This window comes from uncultured Stenotrophomonas sp., assembly GCF_963519125.1.
In the GTDB taxonomy this organism is placed as follows: domain Bacteria; phylum Pseudomonadota; class Gammaproteobacteria; order Xanthomonadales; family Xanthomonadaceae; genus Stenotrophomonas.
In genome coordinates this window covers 63,345-84,593 of sequence record NZ_CAUQLJ010000014.1, presented here as the reverse complement: position 1 = coordinate 84,593, position 21,249 = coordinate 63,345, and the positions used below count along the sequence as shown (strand labels likewise).

17 protein-coding genes and 1 pseudogene are annotated in these 21,249 nt (G+C 68.0%); 6 read left to right on the top strand and 12 right to left on the bottom strand.

Annotated elements, in window-relative coordinates; all coding sequences use genetic code 11:
• Positions 1-60 precede the first annotated feature (60 nt).
• Positions 61-1,104 carry a DUF1176 domain-containing protein gene (locus tag RYM47_RS13440; RefSeq protein WP_315388571.1) on the top strand — a complete coding sequence of 348 codons (1,044 nt, stop codon included), beginning with the start codon at positions 61-63 and terminating at the stop codon, positions 1,102-1,104.
• Between the two features lie 26 nt (positions 1,105-1,130).
• Here the strand turns inward: RYM47_RS13440 and recJ are convergent, their stop codons facing one another.
• From recJ to RYM47_RS13395, 9 genes are all read right to left on the bottom strand, one after another.
• Positions 1,131-2,795, bottom strand: a complete 1,665-nt coding sequence (recJ, locus tag RYM47_RS13435; protein WP_315388570.1) for a single-stranded-DNA-specific exonuclease RecJ — start codon at positions 2,793-2,795, stop codon at positions 1,131-1,133.
• A gap of 242 nt (positions 2,796-3,037) precedes the next feature.
• Positions 3,038-3,958: a phosphoglycerate mutase gene (locus tag RYM47_RS13430; protein WP_315388569.1), complete on the bottom strand. Its 921-nt coding sequence runs from the start codon at positions 3,956-3,958 to the stop codon at positions 3,038-3,040.
• A 7-nt stretch (positions 3,959-3,965) separates the two neighbouring features.
• Complete coding sequence (greA, locus tag RYM47_RS13425) at positions 3,966-4,430, bottom strand: transcription elongation factor GreA (RefSeq protein ID WP_315388604.1); 465 nt, start codon at positions 4,428-4,430, stop codon at positions 3,966-3,968.
• A gap of 8 nt (positions 4,431-4,438) precedes the next feature.
• Positions 4,439-7,681, bottom strand: a complete 3,243-nt coding sequence (carB, locus tag RYM47_RS13420) for a carbamoyl-phosphate synthase large subunit (RefSeq protein ID WP_315388568.1) — start codon at positions 7,679-7,681, stop codon at positions 4,439-4,441.
• Between the two features lie 148 nt (positions 7,682-7,829).
• On the bottom strand, positions 7,830-8,957 hold the full coding sequence (carA, locus tag RYM47_RS13415) for a glutamine-hydrolyzing carbamoyl-phosphate synthase small subunit (RefSeq protein ID WP_054171664.1): 1,128 nt from the start codon (positions 8,955-8,957) through the stop codon (positions 7,830-7,832).
• A 235-nt stretch (positions 8,958-9,192) separates the two neighbouring features.
• Complete coding sequence (gene dapB, locus RYM47_RS13410; protein ID WP_315388567.1) at positions 9,193-9,921, bottom strand: 4-hydroxy-tetrahydrodipicolinate reductase; 729 nt, start codon at positions 9,919-9,921, stop codon at positions 9,193-9,195.
• Between the two features lie 87 nt (positions 9,922-10,008).
• Entirely contained in the window at positions 10,009-10,266 is a 258-nt protein-coding gene (locus RYM47_RS13405; RefSeq protein ID WP_315388566.1) for a DUF6587 family protein, read from the bottom strand.
• Entirely contained in the window at positions 10,266-12,119 is a 1,854-nt protein-coding gene (locus RYM47_RS13400; RefSeq protein ID WP_315388565.1) for a ferrous iron transporter B, read from the bottom strand. Before RYM47_RS13400 ends, RYM47_RS13405 begins: the two co-directional genes overlap by 1 nt.
• Positions 12,116-12,370, bottom strand: a complete 255-nt coding sequence (locus RYM47_RS13395) for a FeoA family protein (protein WP_315388564.1) — start codon at positions 12,368-12,370, stop codon at positions 12,116-12,118. Before RYM47_RS13395 ends, RYM47_RS13400 begins: the two co-directional genes overlap by 4 nt.
• Before the next feature lie 119 nt (positions 12,371-12,489).
• Between RYM47_RS13395 and RYM47_RS13390 the strand changes: the two genes are divergently transcribed.
• The 5 genes from RYM47_RS13390 to yeiP all read left to right on the top strand — a co-directional run bounded on the left by RYM47_RS13390 (position 12,490) and on the right by yeiP (position 18,323).
• A complete protein-coding gene (locus RYM47_RS13390) occupies positions 12,490-13,278 on the top strand; it encodes an enoyl-CoA hydratase-related protein (protein ID WP_315388563.1) in 789 nt (262 codons plus the stop codon).
• A gap of 141 nt (positions 13,279-13,419) precedes the next feature.
• On the top strand, positions 13,420-14,313 hold the full coding sequence (locus RYM47_RS13385) for a hydroxymethylglutaryl-CoA lyase (RefSeq protein WP_315388562.1): 894 nt from the start codon (positions 13,420-13,422) through the stop codon (positions 14,311-14,313).
• Entirely contained in the window at positions 14,310-16,874 is a 2,565-nt protein-coding gene (locus RYM47_RS13380) for an EAL domain-containing protein (protein ID WP_315388561.1), read from the top strand. The genes RYM47_RS13385 and RYM47_RS13380 overlap by 4 nt, the downstream gene beginning before the upstream one ends.
• A gap of 79 nt (positions 16,875-16,953) precedes the next feature.
• On the top strand, positions 16,954-17,724 hold the full coding sequence (locus RYM47_RS13375; RefSeq protein ID WP_315388560.1) for an SDR family NAD(P)-dependent oxidoreductase: 771 nt from the start codon (positions 16,954-16,956) through the stop codon (positions 17,722-17,724).
• A 32-nt stretch (positions 17,725-17,756) separates the two neighbouring features.
• Positions 17,757-18,323 carry an elongation factor P-like protein YeiP gene (gene yeiP, locus RYM47_RS13370; RefSeq protein WP_315388559.1) on the top strand — a complete coding sequence of 189 codons (567 nt, stop codon included), beginning with the start codon at positions 17,757-17,759 and terminating at the stop codon, positions 18,321-18,323.
• A gap of 143 nt (positions 18,324-18,466) precedes the next feature.
• Here yeiP and RYM47_RS13365 read toward each other — a convergent pair.
• The 3 genes and pseudogenes from RYM47_RS13365 to RYM47_RS13355 all read right to left on the bottom strand — a co-directional run.
• A pseudogene (locus tag RYM47_RS13365) lies at positions 18,467-18,778 on the bottom strand (hypothetical protein); the annotation flags it as partial.
• Between the two features lie 336 nt (positions 18,779-19,114).
• Entirely contained in the window at positions 19,115-20,908 is a 1,794-nt protein-coding gene (locus tag RYM47_RS13360) for a DUF4105 domain-containing protein (protein ID WP_315388558.1), read from the bottom strand.
• Complete coding sequence (locus RYM47_RS13355) at positions 20,908-21,204, bottom strand: DUF2388 domain-containing protein (RefSeq protein WP_315388557.1); 297 nt, start codon at positions 21,202-21,204, stop codon at positions 20,908-20,910. The genes RYM47_RS13360 and RYM47_RS13355 overlap by 1 nt, the downstream gene beginning before the upstream one ends.
• Between the last annotated feature and the right edge of the window lie 45 nt (positions 21,205-21,249).

Genomic DNA, 21,249 nt, shown 5'->3' with positions numbered 1-21,249 from the left:
AGTGCGATTGAGCGGGTCACGCTTCCCATCCCAACGGACGTGTTTACAACAAGGACCCCCATGCGCCAGTCCCTGCTCCTGCTGATCCTTGCCGGCCTGTCGCCGGCCGTGAGTGCCGCACCTGCGGAAGCGGTGGTGCCCGGCATCGACTTCGGCCACGAGGACTGGACTCTGGCCTGCGACAACACGCGCACCTGCCGTGCTGCGGGCTACCAGCGCGACGACGGCGAAAGCGAGCCGGTGTCGATCCTGCTGACCCGCAACGGCGGGCCGGACCAGCCGGTCCGCGCCGAACTGATGCTCGGCGAGTACGACGAAGGCGACCTGCCCACCCGGGTCACGCTGCGCATCAACGAAAAGGCGCTGGGCACGGTCGACAACGGCGGCCCGTTCTCGGTCAGCCAGGTCGCCGCCCTGCTGAAGTCGCTGGTCCGCGACAGCCGCATCGAACTCCTCGGCGGCAAGGACCAGCGTTGGGTCGTGTCGGACAAAGGCGCGTCAGCCGTGCTGCTGAAGATGGACGAGTTCCAGGGCCGGCTGGGAACCCCGGGTGCACTCATGCGCAAAGGGGTCCGCGCCGAGTCCAGTGTGCCGCCAGCGCTGCCGGTGCCGGTGATCACCCTGGCCAGAAAGGTCCCTACCACCGCTGCCGATACTGCACTGGGCGATGCGCCGGCGTTGCGGGCGGCTCTTGTCGCGGCCACATCCGCGGACGATTGTGATGCGCTGAATCCCGGCGAAGGTGGCTCCTACGAGGGTCCGCAGCCCATCCGCGTACAGCGCCTGTCGCGCAACAAACTATTGGCGTCGACCTCCTGCTGGCGCGGCGCGTACAACACCGGCGAGGGTTACTGGGTCATCAATGACCACGCCCCGTACCAACCCACCCTGGTGACCAACCTGGGTGGCGACGACGACACCGTGACCATCAGCGCTGCGAACAAAGGGCGGGGCCTGGGCGACTGCTGGTCAACCGCCAGCTGGGGCTGGACCGGCACCGCCTATGTCCAGACCTCCGACGCAACCACGGGCCTATGCCGCCTCGTAGCCGCGGGTGGCGCATGGCAGATGCCGACGCTGGTAACAGAAGTGCGTGAACCGTAGAGCCACGCCCTGCGTGGCTGCGCCCTTCAAACGTCGGCGCAGTGCTCGATGATCAGCTGGATGGCGCCACCACCGCGGTAGTCGTCGCTCACAAGGCGATAGGCGATGTGCACGTGGTTGGCGGGGGCGTTGCCGCGCCAGCCGCTGAAGTGGATGGCGTTGATCGGCTCGGCGCGGCCGGGCACGCGCAGGCTGAGCTTGAGGTGCTTTTCCTTCAGCACCTGCCAGCGGGCGACCTGGAAGTGGCCGTCGAACAGCGGCTCCGGGAAACCCTGCCCCCATGGGCCGGCGAGGCGCAGGGCTTCGGCGTGGCGGAAGTCCAGTTCGGACGGGGCCAGTTCGCCATCGCTCATCAGCAGCTGCTGCAGTGCGGCGGGGTCCATGCTGGATTCGACTACGGAAACGAATGCCTGCTGGAAGTCCTGCAGGCGTGCATGCGGCAGGCTCAGGCCGGCCGCCATGGCGTGACCGCCGAACTTGTCGATCAGGCCCGGATGCGCGGCATTGACCAGCGCCAGCGCGTCACGGATGTGGAAACCGGCGATGGAACGCGCCGAACCCCGCAGCGAATCGCTGCCCGGCTCGGACGGTGCAAACGCGATCACCGGGCGGTGCAGGCGGTCCTTCATTTTGGAGGCCACCAGCCCGACAACGCCGGGGTGCCATTCGGCGTCGAACAGGCAGGCCGCGATCGGTCGCTCACCTTCGGCACCCAGCACTGCACGGGCGACGGCCAGCTCGGCGTCGTCGGTCATCAGCTGCTGGACGGCGCGACGCTCCGAGTTGATCTGCTCCAGGGTCTGGGCGATCTCGCGTGCTTGGGAGCGATCTTCGGTCAGTAGCAGCTCGATGCCCAGCGCCATGTCTTCGAGCCGGCCAGCGGCGTTCAGGCGCGGACCGATGGCAAAACCAATATCGGTGGCACTGAGGCGTGCCACGTCACGACCGCTCGCCTCGATCAGCGCCTGCAGGCCTACGCACCCCTGCCCCGCGCGCAGGCGGCGCAGGCCCGCACTCACCAGCGCCCGGTTGTTGGCGTCCAGTGCCACCAGGTCAGCCACGGTGCCAACCGCGACCAGATCAAGCAGCGTCAGCAGATCGGGCTCGGCGCCCGGTGCGAAGGCACCCTGAAGGCGGAGCTGACGACGCAGCGCCATCAGCACGTAGAAGATCACGCCGACCCCTGCGAGCGCCTTGCTCGGGAAGGCATCGCCGTTGATGTTCGGGTCGACGATGGCGTCGGCCGGCGGCAGCTGTTCGCCGGGCAGATGATGGTCGGTGACCAGCACTTTCCAACCCAGAGCCTTGGCCGCGTTTACGCCGGCGTGGCAGGCAATGCCGTGGTCCACCGTGACCAGCAGCCCGGGCTTCAAGGGCGCCAGTTCTGCAACCAGGGAAGGCGACAATCCATAGCCGTGCAGCATGCGGTTGGGCACCGCATGCACCACATCGCGCGCCCCCAGCATGCGCAGGCCGCGTACGCCAACCGCACACGCAGTGGCGCCATCGCAATCGAAATCGCCCACGACCAGGATGCGCGCGTTGCTGGCGATGGCTTCGGCCAGCAGATCGACCGCCGCCTGCATGCTGCCCATCAGCTCAGGCGCATGCAGTTGCGCCAGCTTGGGCTGGGCCTGGGCGGCGTCTGTGACACCGCGCGCCGCGTAGAGGCGCTGCAGGAGCGGCAACATCTCAGCGGGCCATTCGCCGGCAGACGGGATGGCGCGGCGCTGGATCTGGAGCGAATCGGAAGCGGTCAATGCAAGCTCGGGTAAGTGCGGGAGCACGGCGCTAATGCCGTTGACGACATGATACCCCCCGGCGGTAGAGCCACGCCCTGCGTGGCTGGGTGCGTCCGGAGGTAGAGCCGCGCCCTGCGCGGCTTCATGTGTCCAGCAAAGAGCATCCACGCAGGGCGTGGATCTACCGGGGATCAGCCCTCGTGCAGCTGCACCGGCTTTTTCCAGAAGCGCCAGCGCTGGCCTTTGTCGAGCTCGAAGCGCGCACCGTCTTCGAAATCGAGTACCAGGCGGCGCAGCTCGCCACGTTGCAATGCCGAGAGCAGCGGACGGATCGCGTCGTTGCCCAGCTGTTCCAGCGAACGCAGCTGCCGCAGGTCGACCAATGCATCCACCTGCTGGTCGCCGTCGGCCTGCACGCCGGCCGCCTTGGCCAGCGCCTGCAGCAGCGCATCGCGGCTGCGCACCTGCGCATGCGCGGTGCGGACCGCTTCAGGCAGTTCACCGCCACCCCAGAACCAGAGCGAATTGACCGCACGCTTGCCGGCGGTCACACGCTGGGCGTTCCACGGGTGCTGGTGCAGCACCACCTGGGCCTCGGTCAGCAGCGCACGCCAACGGCGGCCTGCATCGCCCTCGGGCAGGTAGGCGAACAGGTCATCGCCGAGTACATCGTCGGGTGCGGCAAACGCCGGCAGCGTGGTGCCCGGCGGCAGGCGAAGGTACCAGCGCGAGGGGGTCGGCGCGTCCAGGGTGAATCCGTAACCGGCAAACAGCGGTTGCAATGCCGGCAACAGCGCGGCCACGTCGTCGGCCTCGAGTCGCAGCGTGTCGCCGTGACCCATCATCCGCGCGCCGTGCATGTCCGGCACCACGTTGGCCGGGTCAGCCCGCAGCCACACCCCGTCATGGGCATCCCCCACGTCGAGCTGGCGGGTCAGCGCGGCCACCGGCCAGTCGGCCGGCTGCAGCTGGAAATGCCGCTGCAGCTGGGCACGTTCGCCAGCGTCCACGTGGCTGCGCTCGGCACGGCCGAGCGCTTTGGCCACGTCATCGGGCAACGACGACGCGGGGAACCGGCTGCGTGCCGGCAGCAACAACGTCGCCGTGGCCATGGCCGGGTCAGTCCAGGTACTGGACGCTGACGATTTCGTAGTCGCGCTTGCCGGCCGGTGCGTCGATGGTGACCGCGTCGCCTTCCAGCTTGCCGATCAGCGCCCGCGCCAGCGGCGAGGAGATCGCGATCAGGCCGAGCTTGATGTCGGCCTCCAGGTCGCCCACGATCTGGTAGCGCTTCTCTTCATCGCTTTCCACATCGGCCAGCTCGACGGTGGCGCCGAACACGACCTTGCTGCCCGCATTGAGCTTGCTGATGTCGATGATCTCGGCATGCGAGAGTTCGCCTTCCAGCTGCTTGATGCGGCCTTCGATGAAGCCCTGCTCTTCGCGCGCGGCGTGGTACTCGGCGTTCTCCTTGAGATCGCCGTGCTCACGCGCTTCGGCGATCGCCGCGATGACCTTCGGGCGCTTGACCGACTTCAGGTGGTCCAGCTCTTCGCGCAGACGCTGCGCGCCCTTCAGGGTGATCGGTGCTCTCATGCGTTCAACTCCTTGTGCAGCTCCTGCAGCGACCAGACCGGGCCGGTACCGCGGAATTCCAGGGATTGCACCAGCGCCTTGGCGCCGGCAATGGTGGTCGAATAGGTCACGCGGTGCTGCAGCGCTTCGCGACGGATCGAGAACGAGTCGTTGATCGCCGCGCGACCTTCGGTCGTGTTGACGATATACACGATCTCGCCGTTCTTGATCGAATCGACGATGTGCGGGCGGCCCTCGACAACCTTGTTGACGATCTCGCAGTCCATGCCGTGCTCCTGCAGCCACGCGGCGGTGCCACGGGTGGCGACCAGGCTGTAGCCGCGTTCCAGCAGGGCCTGGGCGACCGGCAGCACGCGCTTCTTGTCCGGGTCGCGGACCGACACGAACGCCTTGCCAACCGGCGGCGCCTTGATGCCGCCGGCTTCCTGCGCGCGCGCAAAGGCGGCGCTGAAGCTGCGGCCCACGCCCATCACCTCACCGGTGGAGCGCATTTCCGGCCCGAGGATCGGGTCGACGCCCTGGAACTTGGCGAACGGGAAGATCGCTTCCTTGACCGAGTAGTAGTCCGGCACGATCTCCTTGGTCGCGCCCTGCTCGGCCAGGGTCTTGCCGGCCATGCAGCGCGCGGCGATCTTGGCCAGCGCCATGCCGGTGGCCTTGGAAACGAACGGCACGGTGCGCGAGGCACGCGGGTTCACTTCCAGCAGGTACACGATGTCCTGGCCGTCGTCGCCGGCCTGGATCGCGAACTGGGTGTTCATCAGGCCGACCACGTTCAGGGCCTTGGCCAGCTCCACCACCTGGCGGCGCAGCTCGGCCTGGGTTTCCGCCGACAGCGAGTACGGCGGCAGCGAGCACGAGGAATCGCCCGAGTGCACGCCGGCTTCTTCGATGTGCTCCATCACGCCACCGATCAGGACGTTGCCATCCTTGTCGGCGATGATGTCGACGTCGCACTCGACGGCGTTGTCGAGGAAGCGGTCCAGCAGCACCGGCGAATCGTTGGACACCTTCACCGCGTCGCGCACGTAGCGGGCCAGGTCGGCTTCGCCGTAGACGATTTCCATGGCGCGGCCACCCAGCACGTAGCTCGGGCGCACCACCAGCGGGTAGCCGATCTCGCGGGCCAGCAGCAGGGCTTCCTGGTCGTTGCGGGCGATGCGGTTCGGCGGCTGCTTCAGGCCCAGCTTGTCGACCAGCTGCTGGAAGCGCTCACGGTCTTCGGCCAGGTCGATCGAATCCGGGCTGGTGCCGATCACCGGCACGCCGTTGGCCTCCAGCGCGCGCGCCAGCTTCAGCGGGGTCTGGCCGCCGTACTGCACGATCACGCCCTTCGGCTGTTCCAATTCGACGATTTCCAGCACGTCTTCCAGGGTCAGCGGTTCGAAGTACAGGCGGTCGGAAGTGTCGTAGTCGGTCGACACGGTTTCCGGGTTGCAGTTGACCATGATGGTTTCATAACCATCCTCGCGCAGCGCCAGTGCCGCGTGCACGCAGCAGTAGTCGAACTCGATGCCCTGGCCGATGCGGTTCGGGCCACCGCCCAGGATCATGATCTTGTCGCGGTTGCTCGGTGCAGCCTCGCACTCGTCCTCGTAGGTCGAGTACAGGTAGGCGGTACCGGTGGAGAATTCACCGGCACAGGAGTCCACGCGCTTGTAGACCGGGCGCACCTTGTGCGCACGGCGCAGCGCGCGGATGGCGGCTTCGTTGGTGCCGGTCAGCTGCGCCAGGCGCGCGTCGGAGAAACCGGCGCGCTTGAGCTTGCGCAGGCGTGCAGCGTCCAGCGCATCGATGCCACCGGCAGCAACCTCAGCTTCGGCAGCGATGATTTCCTCGATCTGGTCCAGGAACCAGTGGTCGATGAACGACAGCGCGTAGATCTCTTCCACGCTCATGCCGGCGCGGAACGCGTCGGCGACGAAGAACAGGCGCTCCGGGCCCGGCGCCTTCAGCTCGCGACGCAGGGTCTGCAGGTCTTCTTCGTTGGCCAGGTCCAGGCCGGTTGGGTCGAAGCCGACCTTGCCGGTTTCCAGACCACGCAGGGCCTTCTGCACCGACTCCTGGAAAGTGCGGCCCATCGCCATCACCTCGCCCACCGACTTCATCTGGGTGGTCAGGCGGGCATCGGCGGCCGGGAACTTCTCGAAGGCGAAGCGCGGGATCTTGGTGACGACGTAGTCGATGGACGGCTCGAACGAGGCCGGGGTCAGGCCGCCGGTGATCTCGTTCTTCAGTTCGTCCAGGGTGTAGCCCACGGCCAGCTTGGCGGCAACCTTGGCGATCGGGAAGCCGGTGGCCTTGGAGGCCAGCGCCGACGAACGAGAGACGCGCGGGTTCATCTCGATGACGACCACGCGGCCGGTCTTCGGGTTGATGCCGAACTGCACGTTCGAGCCACCGGTGTCGACGCCGATCTTGCGCAGCACGGCGATGGAGGCATCGCGCAGGCGCTGGTATTCCTTGTCGGTCAGGGTCTGTGCCGGCGCCACGGTGATCGAGTCACCCGTGTGCACGCCCATCGGGTCGAGGTTTTCGATCGAGCAGACGATGATGCAGTTGTCCGCGGTATCGCGGACCACTTCCATTTCGAACTCCTTCCAACCCAGCACCGACTCTTCCACCAGCACTTCGGTGGTCGGCGACAGTTCCAGGCCGCGGCTGACGATCTCGACCAGCTCTTCGCGGTTGTAGGCGATGCCGCCACCGCTGCCGCCCAGGGTGAAGCTGGGGCGGATGATGGTCGGGTAGCCGACGCGGGTCTGGATCTCCAGCGCTTCGTCCAGGGTGTGGGCGACGGCGGCGGTCGGGCATTCCAGGCCGATCTCACCCATGGCGACGCGGAACAGCTCGCGGTCTTCGGCCATGCGGATCGCTTCGCGCTTGGCGCCGATCAGTTCGACGTTGTACTTCTCCAGCACGCCGTGGTCGGCCAGGTCCAGCGCGCAGTTCAGCGCGGTCTGGCCACCCATGGTCGGCAGCAGCGCATCGGGCTTTTCCTTGGCGATGATCTTCTCGACCGTCTGCCAGTTGATCGGCTCGATGTAGACGGCGTCGGCCATCTCCGGGTCGGTCATGATCGTGGCCGGATTGCTGTTGACCAGCACCACGCGGTAACCCTCGTCACGCAGGGCCTTGCAGGCCTGGGCGCCGGAGTAGTCAAACTCGCAGGCCTGGCCGATGACGATCGGGCCAGCACCGATGATGAGGATGGTCTTGAGGTCAGTGCGCTTGGGCATTTTCTTCTCTAAGTCAGTACAGCGTGACAAGGGGGAGTGATCGCACGCTGTCGATCAGGAATCTTGATCCGCAGCGCCGCGCCAGGGGCAGCAGCGATGCGGGGTGTACGGTCCATCGCGACGCCACCGGGAGCCGGCGGCGTACTGATCACGCCTTGGCCTGCTCCATCAGCACCACGAAGCGGTCGAACAGCGGACCGACGTCGGTCGGGCCCGGCGACGCTTCCGGGTGGCCCTGGAACGAGAACGCCGGCACGTCGGTGCGGGCGACGCCCTGGTTGGTGCCGTCGAACAGCGAACGGTGGGTCACGCGCAGGGTGGCCGGCAGGGTCGCTTCATCGATCGCGAAACCGTGGTTCTGCGAGGTGATCATCACCCGGCCGTTGTCCAGGTCCTGCACCGGGTGGTTGGCACCGTGGTGGCCGTGGCCCATCTTCATGGTCTTCGCGCCCGAGGCCAGGCCCAGCAGCTGGTGGCCCAGGCAGATGCCGAAGGTCGGGATCTTCACATCGATGAAGGTCTTGATCGCTTCGATGGCGTAGTCGCACGGTTCCGGGTCACCCGGGCCGTTGGACAGGAACACGCCGTCCGGCTTCAGTGCCAGCACCTCGGCGGCCGGGGTCTGGGCCGGCACCACGGTCACTTCGCAGCCGCGCTCGGCCAGCATGCGCAGGATGTTGGTCTTCACGCCGAAGTCGTAAGCCACGACCTTGAACCTCGCCGGCACGCTGACGAAGGCATTGGCATCCAGGTCCAGCTGGCCCTCGGTCCAGGTGTAGGTCTTCTCGGTAGTGACGACCTTGGCCAGATCCATGCCCTTCAGCCCCGGGAACTTGCGGGCGGCTTCCAGTGCCTTTTCCACGTCGATGTCGCCGGCCATCAGCGCACCGTTCTGCGCGCCCTTCTCGCGCAGGATGCGGGTCAGCTTGCGGGTGTCGATGCCGGCGATGGCGACCACACCACGCTGGATCAGCCAGTCCTGCAGCGACACCTGGCTGCGCCAGTTGCTGGGACGGCGGGGAACGTCGCGCACGATCAGGCCGGCCGACCACACCTTGGACGCTTCATTGTCCTGGTCGGTCATGCCGGTGTTGCCGATATGCGGATAGGTCAGCGTGACCATCTGCCGGGCGTAGGACGGGTCGGTCAACACTTCCTGATAGCCGGTCATGGCGGTGTTGAACACCACCTCACCGACGGACAGGCCGGGCGCGCCTACGGATTCGCCCTCGAATACGGTGCCGTCTTCGAGGACGAGGATTGCGGCTTGGGTCACGGGAATCTCACTTTGGCTACCGAGGGGGTGCCGAAGTCACGCCACGCTTCACGGAAAAGCGGTTGCAAAAAAGCGCGGACTGCGGTGCGGGACCGGTCCGGCTATCGTGATTCGGCGAGCGGGAATTGTAATGGGAAGGGCGCCCGGGCGCCAGTGGTTGCGCGTATTCACAATGTGCCGGGCGGTCTCGGGCGTAGAGACACGCCATGCGTGTCCCTCGCAGCCTGTGCCTCGGTCAGAGGCCCGCACCCGCCAGCAGATCCCGAACCCGATAGCTTCCTGCGGCGCGCCCATTCAGCTGAACGGCGGCAAACAGCGCCCCCCGCGCGAAGATGTCCCGGTTGGTCGCCCGATGGGTCAGCTCGATGCGCTCGCCCAGTCCGGTGAACTGGACCAGATGCTCCCCCACGATGTCACCGGCACGCAGGCTGGCGTAATGCGGCTGCGCCCCGCCCTTCTGCGCAGCGGCGCCCAGCGTGAGCGCGGTACCCGACGGCGCGTCCTGCTTGTGCACATGGTGGGATTCGACGATGTCGCAGTCCCACCCTGCCAGCGCGGCAGCGGCGCGTTCGACCAGTTCATCCAGCACGGCCACGCCCAGCGAGAAGTTGGACGCCCATACCAGCGGGATCTTACCGGCGGCCGCGATCAGCGCCTGGCGCTGGGTTTCACTGATGCCGGTGGTTCCTGACACCAGCCCTGCCCCGCGCTCAACGCACAGGGCCAGCACCGGGTCGAACCCTTCGGGCAGGCTGAAGTCGATAGCCACGTCGAACTGCGGCGCGCCGTGCAGCTCGCTCGCGGCGAAGTGCGGCACGCCTTCAACCACGCGCTGGACGGGCGAACGACGGGTAACGGCGGCGACGACCTGCAGGTCGTCGCGCTCGGCAGCCAACCGCAACAGGGCCTGGCCCATGCGGCCGGACGCACCATGGATAAGCAAACGAATGGGGGGAGTAGTCATGCTCGAAGGCTAAAGGAAAGGCCTGCGAAACGGTAGCGCCGGCCGTTGGCCGGCCCACGCGATACCAGGTCCAGCCAACCGCAGGCGTTACCGGTGCTGCTTCGGCGGCGTCGGCCCACAACTGTCGCACCCACCGCATGCGCCACCACCGCCACTCGCCGGTGGCGCTATCCGCCGCCCAAGCGCCTGCATCCAGCCGGCCCGCTCCGGTTTCACCAGCCCCAGCGCAATCGCCCCGCGCACGCGTCGCACGGTGCCAGGCATCTGCTTCTTCAGCACCACCCACGCGCTGGCCAGCACGATCAATGCGACCACCACGTACTGCAGCAGCAGGCCGGCATCCATCAGCCGCCGCCCAGCGCCACGGTCACCTGGTAGGTGACCAGCGCAGCCACATAAGCCGCCGCGAACAGGTAGAAGGTGGCAAACCCGACCTGCTTCCAGGAGTTGGTCTCGCGCTTGATCGTGGCCAGGGTGGAGATGCACATCGGTGCATAGATGAACCACACCAGCAATGACAGCCCGGTTGCCAGCGACCAGCCATTGGCCACCACCGGGGTCAGCGCCTGGATCGCGGCGTCGTCATCGGCTGCCGACAGCGCATAGATGGTCGCCAGCGAGGACACCGCCACCTCACGCGCGCCCATGCCGGGGATCAGCGCGATGCAGATCTGCCAGTTGAAGCCCAGCGGCGCGAAGAATACCGCCATGGCGTGGCCGATCTGGCCGGCAAAGCTGTAATCGATGGCCGGCATGGTCGCGTTCTCAGGCGCCGCCGGGAATGACAGCAGCACCCAGAGCAGGATGGTCAGCGAAAGGATGATGCCGCCCACGCGTTTCAGGAAGATCATGCCGCGCTCGTACAGGCCCACCGCCAGGTCGCGCGGGTGCGGAATGCGGTACGACGGCAGCTCCAGCATCAACGGATGCTCGCTCTTGTCGCGGCGCCATTTCTTCATCACCCACGACATCGCCAGCGCGCTGAGGATCCCGGCCACGTACAGGCCGAACAGGATCAGGCCCTGCTGGCTGACAAAGCCCCACAGCGTCTTCTGCGGAATGAACGCACCGATCAGCAGCGCGTACACCGGCAGCCGCGCCGAGCAGGTCATCAGCGGCGCCACCAGGATGGTGGCCAGGCGGTCGCGCGGGTCCTGGATGCTGCGGGTGGCCATGATCCCGGGCACCGCGCAGGCGAAGCTGGACAGCAGCGGAATGAACGAACGCCCGGACAGACCGGCCGAGGCCATCATGCGGTCGAGCAGGAACGCGGCGCGCGGCAGGTAGCCGGACTCTTCCAGCGCCAGGATGAAGGCGAACAGGATCAGGATCTGCGGCAGGAACACCACCACCCCGCCGACGCCGGCGATGATGCCGTCGGTGAGCAGGCTGGTCAGCGGCCCGGCCGGCAGGTTCGCGCCGACCACTTCGCCCAGCCAGCCGAAGCCGGCTTCGATGCCGTCCATCATGGGCGTGGCCCAGGCGAACACCGCCTGGAAGATCAGGAACATCACCACCACCAGGGTCAGCAGCCCGAACACCGGGTGCAGCAGCCAGCGGTCCAGCGCGTCGTCGATCTTCGCGGTACGGGTCGGCATGCTCACCGCGGCGGCGAGGATGTCGCGCACCTGCATGTGATAGTCCGCTTCGCCTGCCACGGCTGCCACCGGCGCATCCAGGTGCGGCACCATCGCGTCCAGGCGCTCCACCAGCGCGCGTGCACCGTTGCGACGCACCGCCACGGTTTCCACCACCGGCACGCCCAGGGCTTTTTCCAGCGCCGGCACATCGATTTTGATGCCACGGCGCTCGGCCGCGTCGACCATGTTCAGCGCCACGATCATCGGCTTGCCCAACTCACGCAGCTCCAGCGCGAAACGGAGGTGCAGGCGCAGGTTGGTGGCGTCGATCACGCACAGCAGCACATCCGGCGCGGCTTCGCCCGGGTAGAAGCCCCGGCACAGGTCGCGGGTGATCGCCTCGTCCAGGCTGGCCGGCTGCAGGCTGTAGGCACCCGGCAGGTCGAGCACCGCGAACTCGCGACCGGACGGCGCGCGCAGGCGTCCTTCCTTGCGTTCCACGGTGACACCCGTGTAGTTGGCGACCTTCTGGCGGCTGCCGGTGAGCTGGTTGAACAGCGCGGTCTTGCCGCTGTTGGGGTTGCCAACCAGGGCAACGCGCAGGGCGGCGGCGCTCATGCGGCCGCTCCGTCAGCAACCGCAGTGATGTCGATGCGCCTGGCTTCGGAAATCCGCAACGCGAAACGGGTGAACCCGACCTGCACCAGCAGCGGTTCGCCGCCGATGGGACCACGGGCTACCAGACGCACATCTTCACCCTTCACAAAACCCAGTTCCCTGAGCCGGCGGGCGATGGCGTCGTTTGCATGGAGGTCGCGCACCGAGTCCACCTGAGCGGAGCCGTGCAGCGGCAGATCGGACAACGTCACAGGTCGCCTTCGGTCGATAAGAATGGTTATCAATTCTAGCATCGCCGCGTCGCGTCATGGCCCGCACCCCTTGGGCCGCTATGATCCATACATGTATGAAGCAGGCGCAGGCCCCCATGATGAGTGACGCTTTACGGATTGAACGCAGCGCCGCAGTGCTGACCCTGTGGCTGGACCGCCCCGCCCTGCACAACGCCTTCGACGCCGGCCTGATCGCGGCGCTGACCGCCGCGCTGGAGGCGGCCGGGCGCGACCCCCAGGTCCGCGCGGTAGTGCTGGCCGCCACGGGCGCCTCGTTCTCGGCCGGCGCGGACATGCAGTGGATGCGCGGCATGGCCGCCGCCAGCGAGGAGGACAACCGCCAGGACTCGCTGGCCCTGGCCCGGCTGATGCGCACCCTGGACGAGCTGCCCAAGCCGACCATCGCCCGGGTCCACGGCGCCGCGTTCGGCGGCGGGGTCGGCCTGGTGGCCTGCTGCGACATCGCCGTCGCCAGCACCAGCGCCCGCTTCGGCCTGACCGAAAGCCGCCTGGGCCTGCTGCCGGCGGTGATCTCGCCCTATGTGATTGACGCGATCGGCCCGCGCCAGGCCCGGCGCTGGTTCGCCACCGGGGAGCATTTCGACGCGGAGACCGCGCTGCGGATCGGGCTGGTGCACCAGCTGGTCGAACCTGAACGCATCGATGAAGCCGTGCAGCGCCAGCTGGGACTGCTCGACAAGGCCGGCCCGATTGCCTCGTCCTCGGCCAAGGACCTGGTGCGCCGGGTCGCGGCCGGTCGCGACCGCGACGCCACCGACCGCGACAACGCTGCGCTGATCGCGCGGCTGCGGGTCTCGGCCGAAGGCCAGGAAGGCCTCGGTGCGTTCCTGGACAAGCGCGCCCCGCACTGGGTCAGCCAGGATTGAACGCGGCCGCTGGCCGCTTTGTTTCCCATCCCGCGTATCTCCCTGTCGTGGCCCGCCAGGGAAATGCGCCGTCAATTCATCCAGGATGTTCCGTGATCGCACTTGAGTTCTACCCGCTGTCCGCCCGCCAGGCCCGCCGTCATGGATGACTTCGTCCGCATCGTCGAAGTCGGTCCGCGCGACGGGTTGCAGAACGAAGCCCAGCCGGTGGCCACCGCCGACAAGATCGAGCTGATCCGGCAGTTGTCGCTGACCGGCCTGCGCACCATCGAGGCGACCAGCTTCGTGAGTCCGCGCTGGGTGCCGCAGCTGGCCGACGCCGCCGAGGTCTACGCCGGCATCGAACGCCTTCCGGGCATCGACTATCCGGTGCTGGTGCCCAACGAGCAGGGTTACGACCGGGCACGTGCGGTGGGCGTGCAGGAAGTGGCGGTGTTCACCGCTGCCTCGGAGGCCTTCAACCGCACCAACACCAACGCGGGCATCGACGAATCGCTGGCCCGCTTCGCGCCGATCCTGGAGCGTGCCCGCGCCGATGGGGTCAAGGTGCGCGGCTATGTCTCCACCGTGCTCGGCTGCCCCTACCAGGGCGAGGTGCCGGTCAGCGAGGTGGTACGCGTGGCGAAAGCGCTGCACGCCATGGGCTGTTATGAAATCTCGCTGGGCGACACCATCGGCGTGGGCACCCCGCGCAAGGCGCGCGCGATGCTGCATGCGGTCGCCACCGAGGTGCCGATGCCGGCGCTGGCCGTGCATTTCCACGACACCTATGGCCAGGCCCTGGCCAACATCGACGCCTGCCTGGAAGAAGGCGTACGCGTGGTCGATTCGGCAGTGTCAGGCGCCGGCGGCTGCCCCTACGCCAAGGGCGCCAGTGGCAACGTCGCCAGCGAGGACGTGGTGTACCTGCTGCACGGGATCGGCATGCGCACCGGCATCGACCTGCCCGCGCTGGCCGCTACCGGCCGCTGGCTCGCTGCTCGGCTCGGCCGGGAAACCGGCAGCAAGGCCGGCAGGGCCCTGGCCGCCGCATGAACCGACGCCGCCCGCGCATGGATGCTGCGGTCGGTGACCACCTCACCGCGCACGTCGATGTGCTGGCGGCGCTGGAGCAGGCCCTGGCGCAGCCGCCGGGCACTGATGTGCATGCCCTGCTGCGCGACGTGCAGCAGGCGCTGCAGGAAGCGATGGACGAGCGTCAGCTGGCGCTGCGCCGCTATGCCGCCCTGTTCGATGCGGTTCCCGACCCGGTCAGCATCCTCAGCGAAACCGGCGTGGTGCTGGACCTCAACCAGGCCGGGGTGCGCGCGTATGGCCGCAGCCGCGAGGACATCGTCGGCCAGCCCATCGAAACGCTCAACCCGGACCTTCCCAGCGACCACCTCGACCCGGTCTGGGAAGCGCTGCGCCGGGGCGAAACCTATGTCATCGAAGTCACCAACATGCGCGGCGACGGCAGCCGCTTCCCCGTGGAAGTACATTCGGCCGGGTTCGAACACCAGGGCGAACACTGCATCGTGGCGGTGGCGCGCGACCTGAGCAGCCGCTGGCAGGCCGAGTCACGTTACCGCCTGCTGATGGAGTCGATCGACAAGGGCGTGATCCTGTTCGACCGCAACCTGCGCGTGGTCTCGGCCAACCCGGCCGCGCACCGCATCCTCGGCACCCAGGGCAACGGCGGCAGCCTGCAGGCGCTGCTGGCCCCGGAAGACTGGATCAGCGTGGACGAGCACGGCCATCCGCTGAACCGCGAGCAGTGGCCGGCCAGCGAATCGCTGCTGCGCGGACGCATCATCCGCAGCACCATCGTCGGCCTGTATCACCGCCCGCGTGGGCGCATGATCTGGATCTCCACCACCAATGTGCCGGTATATGGCAACGGCCGCGACATTCCCGACCATGTGTTCGCGCTGTTCAGCGACATCACCGAACTCAAACGCAACAACACCCTGTTCGACCGCGCGCAGTCGCTGGCCCACATCGGCGGCTGGGAATGGGATCGCGGCCTGCACCGGTTGTACCTGACCGACGAAGCCGCGCGCATCCTCGGCCAGGAGCTGCCGCTGCAGGACATGGCCGAGCTGCTTGAATGCCTGCGCGTGGACGATCGCGCGCAGCTGCAGCAGGCCCTGCTGGACGTGATCGACCGCCAGGCGCCGTTCGAGCTGGAGCTGCAGGGCCAGCGCAGCGACGGCCATTCGTTCTGGGTGCGCATGATCGGCGAGGCCGAAGCCGGCGACGTCAACGCCGCGCGCATTGCCGGCACCGTGCAGGACATCACCTCGCGCAAGCATGCTGAAGAGACGCTGCGCATCCAGGCACGGACCGACCCGCTTACCGGGATCATGAACCGCGACGCGGTGCTGACCGACCTGGCTACGCGCATGGGCAGCCCCACCCATTCCAAGGTCGGCGTGCTGTACATCGACCTGGACCGCTTCAAGACCGTCAACGACCTGCTCGGCCACAACGCCGGCGACGAACTGCTGATCGACGCGACCCGGCGCATTTCCACCGCGATCGGCACCGAGGGACTGCTCGCCCGGTTTGGTGGCGACGAGTTCCTGGTGGTCTGCGATACCCGCGACCAGCCCGACCAGCCCGAGCGCCTGGCCGAGGCGATCACCCGCGCGTTCGCCACGCCGTTCCGGTTCGGCAGCGACGAGTTCGCGGTGACCACCAGCATCGGCATCGCCCGCGCGCCGCAGGACGGGCTGCGCCCACAGCAGCTGATCCAGAACGCCGACATCGCCATGTACGACTGCAAGCGACGCACCCGCAACGGCTGGCAGGTGTTCTCGCAGGAACTGGCGCAGCGCCAGCACGACCGACTGCAGATCGAAAGCCGCCTGCATCGCGCACTGGACGATGACGAGTTCCACCTGGTCTACCAGCCCCAGGTCAACCTGCACACCGGGCAGATGGTGGCGGCCGAGGCACTGATCCGCTGGCGCAACTCCCAGCTCGGCGAACTGCGCCCGGACATCTTCATCGGGCATGCCGAAAGCACCGGCGACATCGTCCGGATCGGGTTGTGGGTGCTGAACGAGGCCTGCCGGCAGGTGCGCCAGTGGCAGGACGCCGGGCTGGGCATCGTGCGGGTGGCGGTCAACGTCTCCTACCGTCAGTTCGTCGGCGAGGACCTGGCCCGCAACGTCCGCCAGGCACTGGACCAGTACGGCCTGCCCGGCAGCGCGCTGGAGCTCGAATTCACCGAACGGGTCCTGATCGAGGATGCCCCGGACACCCTGCAGACCTTCGCCCGCCTGCGCGAGATGGGGGTGCTGCTGACCATCGACGACTTCGGGGAAGGCTACAGCGCGCTCAACTACCTGCGCCGGCTGCCGATCCACGGGCTCAAGCTCAGCCAGATGTTCGTCGAGGGGGTGCCCGGCAACCGCTCGGACGTGGCGGTGTGCGAGGCGGTCTGCGGGATCGCGCGCAGCCTGGGTCTGGGGCTGGTTGCCGAGGGGGTCGAGTCGGAGGAGCAGCGGCGGTTCCTGCACGACATGGGGGTCACCGTCGGCCAGGGCTTCCTGTTCGCGCCCGGGCTGGCCCCGGACGAGTTCGCCCGCCGCCTGACCCCGCGCCACTGAGCACCCGCGCGCGCTGCACAACGGCGAAACCGGCCATATCCGCTAGAATCGCCGGTTCTTGAACCTGCGGGATCGTGCAATGCAGCTGTCTTCCGTCCGCGCCGTCGTCACCGGCGGTGTTTCCGGCCTGGGCCTGTCGGTGGCCCGGCACCTGGTGGCCCAGGGCGCCCGCGTGGCGCTGTTCGACCTCAACGATGAAAAAGGCGCGGCCGCGGTCGCCGAACTCGGCGCCGAACACGCCCGCTATTTCAGCACCAACGTCAGCGACGAGGCTGCGGTTGCTGCGCAGATCGACGCCGCGCATGACTTCCTCGGCGGCCTGAATGCGGTGGTGAGCTGCGCCGGCATCCTCGGTGCCGGCCGCGTGCTCGGCAAAGAGGCGCCGATGCCGCTGGCCACCTTCCAGAATACGGTGATGGTCAACCTGGTCGGCAGCTTCAACGTCGCCAAGGCCGCCGCCAACCGCATGCAGCACAACACCGCCGGCGACGACGGCGAGCGCGGGGTCATCATCAATACCGCCAGCGTGGCCGCCTACGAAGGCCAGATCGGCCAGGCCGCCTATGCTGCGTCCAAGGGCGGCGTGGTCGGCATGACCCTGCCGATGGCGCGCGAGCTGTCGCGCTTCGGCATCCGCGTGATGACGATCGCCCCGGGCATCTTCTGGACCCCGATGGTCGACGGCATGCCGCCGGCCGTGCAGGAGTCGCTGGCCGCGTTGATCCCGTTCCCGCCCCGCCTGGGCAAGCCGGAAGACTTCGCCGGCCTGGTCGGACACATCCTCACCAACACCTACCTCAACGGCGAAACCATCCGCCTGGATGGCGCGGTGCGGTTGGCTCCCAAGTAATACCCCCTACTCCACCTACTGATCTTCATCCCATGAAAGCCAACGACATCAAGAAAGGCAACGTCGTCGAGTACAACAACGGCGTCTACCAGATCCGCGACATCGAGCGCAGCTCGCCGCAGGGTCGCGGCGGCAACGTGCGCTTCCGTTTCATCATGTACAGCGTGCCGGGTGGCAACAAGCTGGACGCCAGCTTCGACGCCGACGACAACCTTCCGGAAGTCGAACTGCTGCGCCGCCAGTCCACCTACTCGTACATGGACGGCGATGCGTTCGTGTTCATGAACGATGAGGACTACACCCCGTACACGCTGGATGCGGACGTGATCGGCGACGACGCCGGCTACATCACCGACGGCCTGACCGGCATCTACGTGCAGGTGATCGACGACCAGCCGGTGGCCGTGCAGCTGCCCGCCAGCGTGGTGCTGGAAGTGGTCGAGACCCCGCCGGAAATGAAGGGCGGCACCGCGACCAAGCGTCCGAAGCCGGCCAAGCTGAGCACCGGCATCGAAATCATGGTGCCGGAATACATCACCAACGGTGAGCGCGTGCTGGTGAATACCGCGACCGGCGAGTTCGCCGGTCGCGCGGATTGACCGGGTCGCACCTATCGTGCAGATGCCGTAGCGCCGGGCCCTGCCCGGCTGCTTCTGGCTGGACGCTGCGGGGCAGCCACGCAGGGCGTGGCTCTACCGCATAGGCTCCGGCTTACCGTACGTGGGACACGCGTGGCGTGTCGCTACGGGCGGGTGGCGCGGGCGGGCGCGCCGGCGAACTCGCCACAGCCGTGGTACTGGCGGGCGCCCACGGTAAGCATCGCCGTGGCCCCGAAGCCCTGCCCACTCATATCGTCATGGCAGAGCGTTCGCTGATAGCTCAGCTTGATCTCGGTACCGTCGGCCGCCTTGCCCGACCAGCCGTCCGGGCCCTGCGCAGGCGAGGCTACTTCGTACTTCTGTTCACCGTAGCCGGTTTCCACGCGAAGCACCGGGTTGGGCCCGTCGCTCACCTGGGCCAGCCAGCCCGGCTCGTTGCCGGTGGCGCGGAAGGCGGGCACGGCGTCGGTTCCAGCGGCAGGCGCCGCAGGCGCCAGCGACCCGCCTGCTTCCGCGGCCGGTGCAGCAGCAGCCGCAGCCGTCCCACCCGCAGGGTCGGTCGGACCTGAATCCGCCTGCTGCGCAGGCTGGCAGGCAGCCAGTCCGAGGGCCACGGCCGCGCTCACGATAAGGGGAGAAATGCGCATGTTCGACTCCTTTGCCGATGTTCTGGATCAGCAACAGATCCTAGCCCCGTGGGTGTGACCGGGGGTGAAATGCGGGCACCGCGTAGGGACACGCCATGCGTGTCTGCTTTCGTCGGGTACCGCGCGGACACGCATGGCGTGTCACTACCCCGCGTCGCGTGCCAGGTGGCGCATTCGGCTTCCCAACCTGACCAGCGTGTCATCGATCGTGGCCAGCTCCCGCTGCTGCGCGGCCGGCAAACGCGCGCGCATCTGCTCCTGAAGCTCCGCCCAGGCTGGCATGCCACGCGCGCTGATCCGCTCCGACGCGGCGGCCGCCGCTGCACGTTCTTCGCCAACGGGCAGGCCATAGCCTTCGCCACCGATCAGGCCGGCTGGATTGACCAGCTGCCCGGCGTCGTCCAGCAGCGCCAGCAACGCGGCAAGCGCGCTGTCGCCACCCTCCCCCGCCGTGCCCAGCGCGCGCTTGAGCCCGTCGCGCGCGCGCAGTTCTTCGCGGTAGCGTGCAGCCTGCTCCAGCAGCAGCAACGCAGACGTTGCACGCAGTCCGCCGCGCTCGGCCCATGCAGCGCGCTGCCCGGCCGGCAGTTGCAGCCAGGCGTTGACGTCGCGGGTGGGCAGGTCCAGTTCCGCGCGCGCAACGTCGAACAGCTGCTGGTAGTGCGCCTGCGCCGATGGGAAGTAGTAGCCAAGGCGCATGGCCTCACGGCGATCGTCCAGCACCGTGGCATCGGCGCGTCCTTCGCGCTTCAGTCGGCGAAGCAGGCCAGTTGGGCTGAGCCGGTTCAGGCCGGGATCGGCCCAGCGCGGCACGCCTTCCTGCAGCAACTTGCCGGTTTCCACCGCGCAGTTGTTGCTGATGAAGCGGTAGCGCCCGTCGTAGCTCCAATGCACCTGGCCGACGCGCTCGAGCAGGCTGGCGATGTCGTCCGGCTCCAGCGCCAATGGCACCGACTGCAGCCCGCGGAGTTCAAGCTGGGTGTACTCGTTGATGACCTGGTTGAGCGGCAGCACGAAAAGCCGCGACGGATACACCCCGGTCAAGCCGCTCCAGCTGGAAATCTGCACATCGCCGACAAAAGCCCGGAACGACAGCACGCGGTGCTCGGCCAGGTCCAGCCGGCAGGCGGGGCCGCGCGGGCGCCCCGGCGCACAGATCACCAGGCGCAGCATGCTGTGGCCCCACCGGCTCATCAGCTGGTCGTTGCCTTCGGCCAGCAGGTAATCCACCGCGTAGACGCGCTGCGGGTCCAGCTCCAGCAGCGAGGCCTCCCCGGTGGTGTCGCCGGCCTGGACCAGCGGCACGCTGCTGATGCAACGGGCCTGTGGACCGGCGCCGATCTCGGCGGCATACCACGCGGCCAGCGCCGGGCGGCGGCAGGCGAAATCTGGGTCCAGCAGGTAATGCTCGGCATTGACGGCCAGGTACTCGGCCGGGCTGTGCCGTTCGTACGGGTCCGGGCTGCGTTCGGTGAAGGCGTTCGCGCCGCGGCCCAGCCGCCACGGGCGCTGCTGCCAGCCGGCGAGGTCGCGCCAGCGGGCGCTGTACGACCAGCCACCGTCGGCGGCCCGGTCGAGCACGTGGGTCAGTTCATGGATGACTGCGGCCTGCACCGCGCGGGGCATCGGTTCGCCCGGGCGCACCGCATCCAGCAGGTCACGACGCAGGGTGATCGCGCCCTGGCGCGTGCGGCCGTGCACGTTGTCGGGCAGGCGGTCCGACCAGGCCACGGAAACCGGCGCGACGAACCGCGATTGCCACGACGTCGGCAACAGCGCGGGTGTCTCGCGCAGCACCTGCGCGGCGCGGAGCGCCTGCACCGGCGTCAGACCGTCGGCGTCGAGCTGCAACTGCAGCGCGGCCTGCGCAGTCGGGACGGACAACAGCGCCGCCAGGACCGCCGCGCATCGGCGCAGGGCCCGGCGGCGAAGTGGCATCAGCGGGCCAGCAGGGTCCGCGCCAGCTGCAGGTCGCTGGCGTCGCGCGCGGCGGCGCCGGTTTCGCGCAGGTGCAGCAGTGCTGCTTCCAGGCGGGCGCCACGGATCGCGCCGTCGCTGGCGACGAAGGCCGCCGCATCTTCGCGCGCGTCCACCACCACCTTGTCGTCGTCCGAGCTGGACGAACCGGCCGAGGAGGCGCCCGACGCCGAACCGGCCGACGAGCCGGCAAAGCTGGAAGCAAGAGCCGAAAGCGGCAGGGCAAGCACGGCAAACAGCAGGATCGATCGCGTCATCTTGGATTCGTTCAGGACAGGAATAGGCAAAGCGTATCGACTATG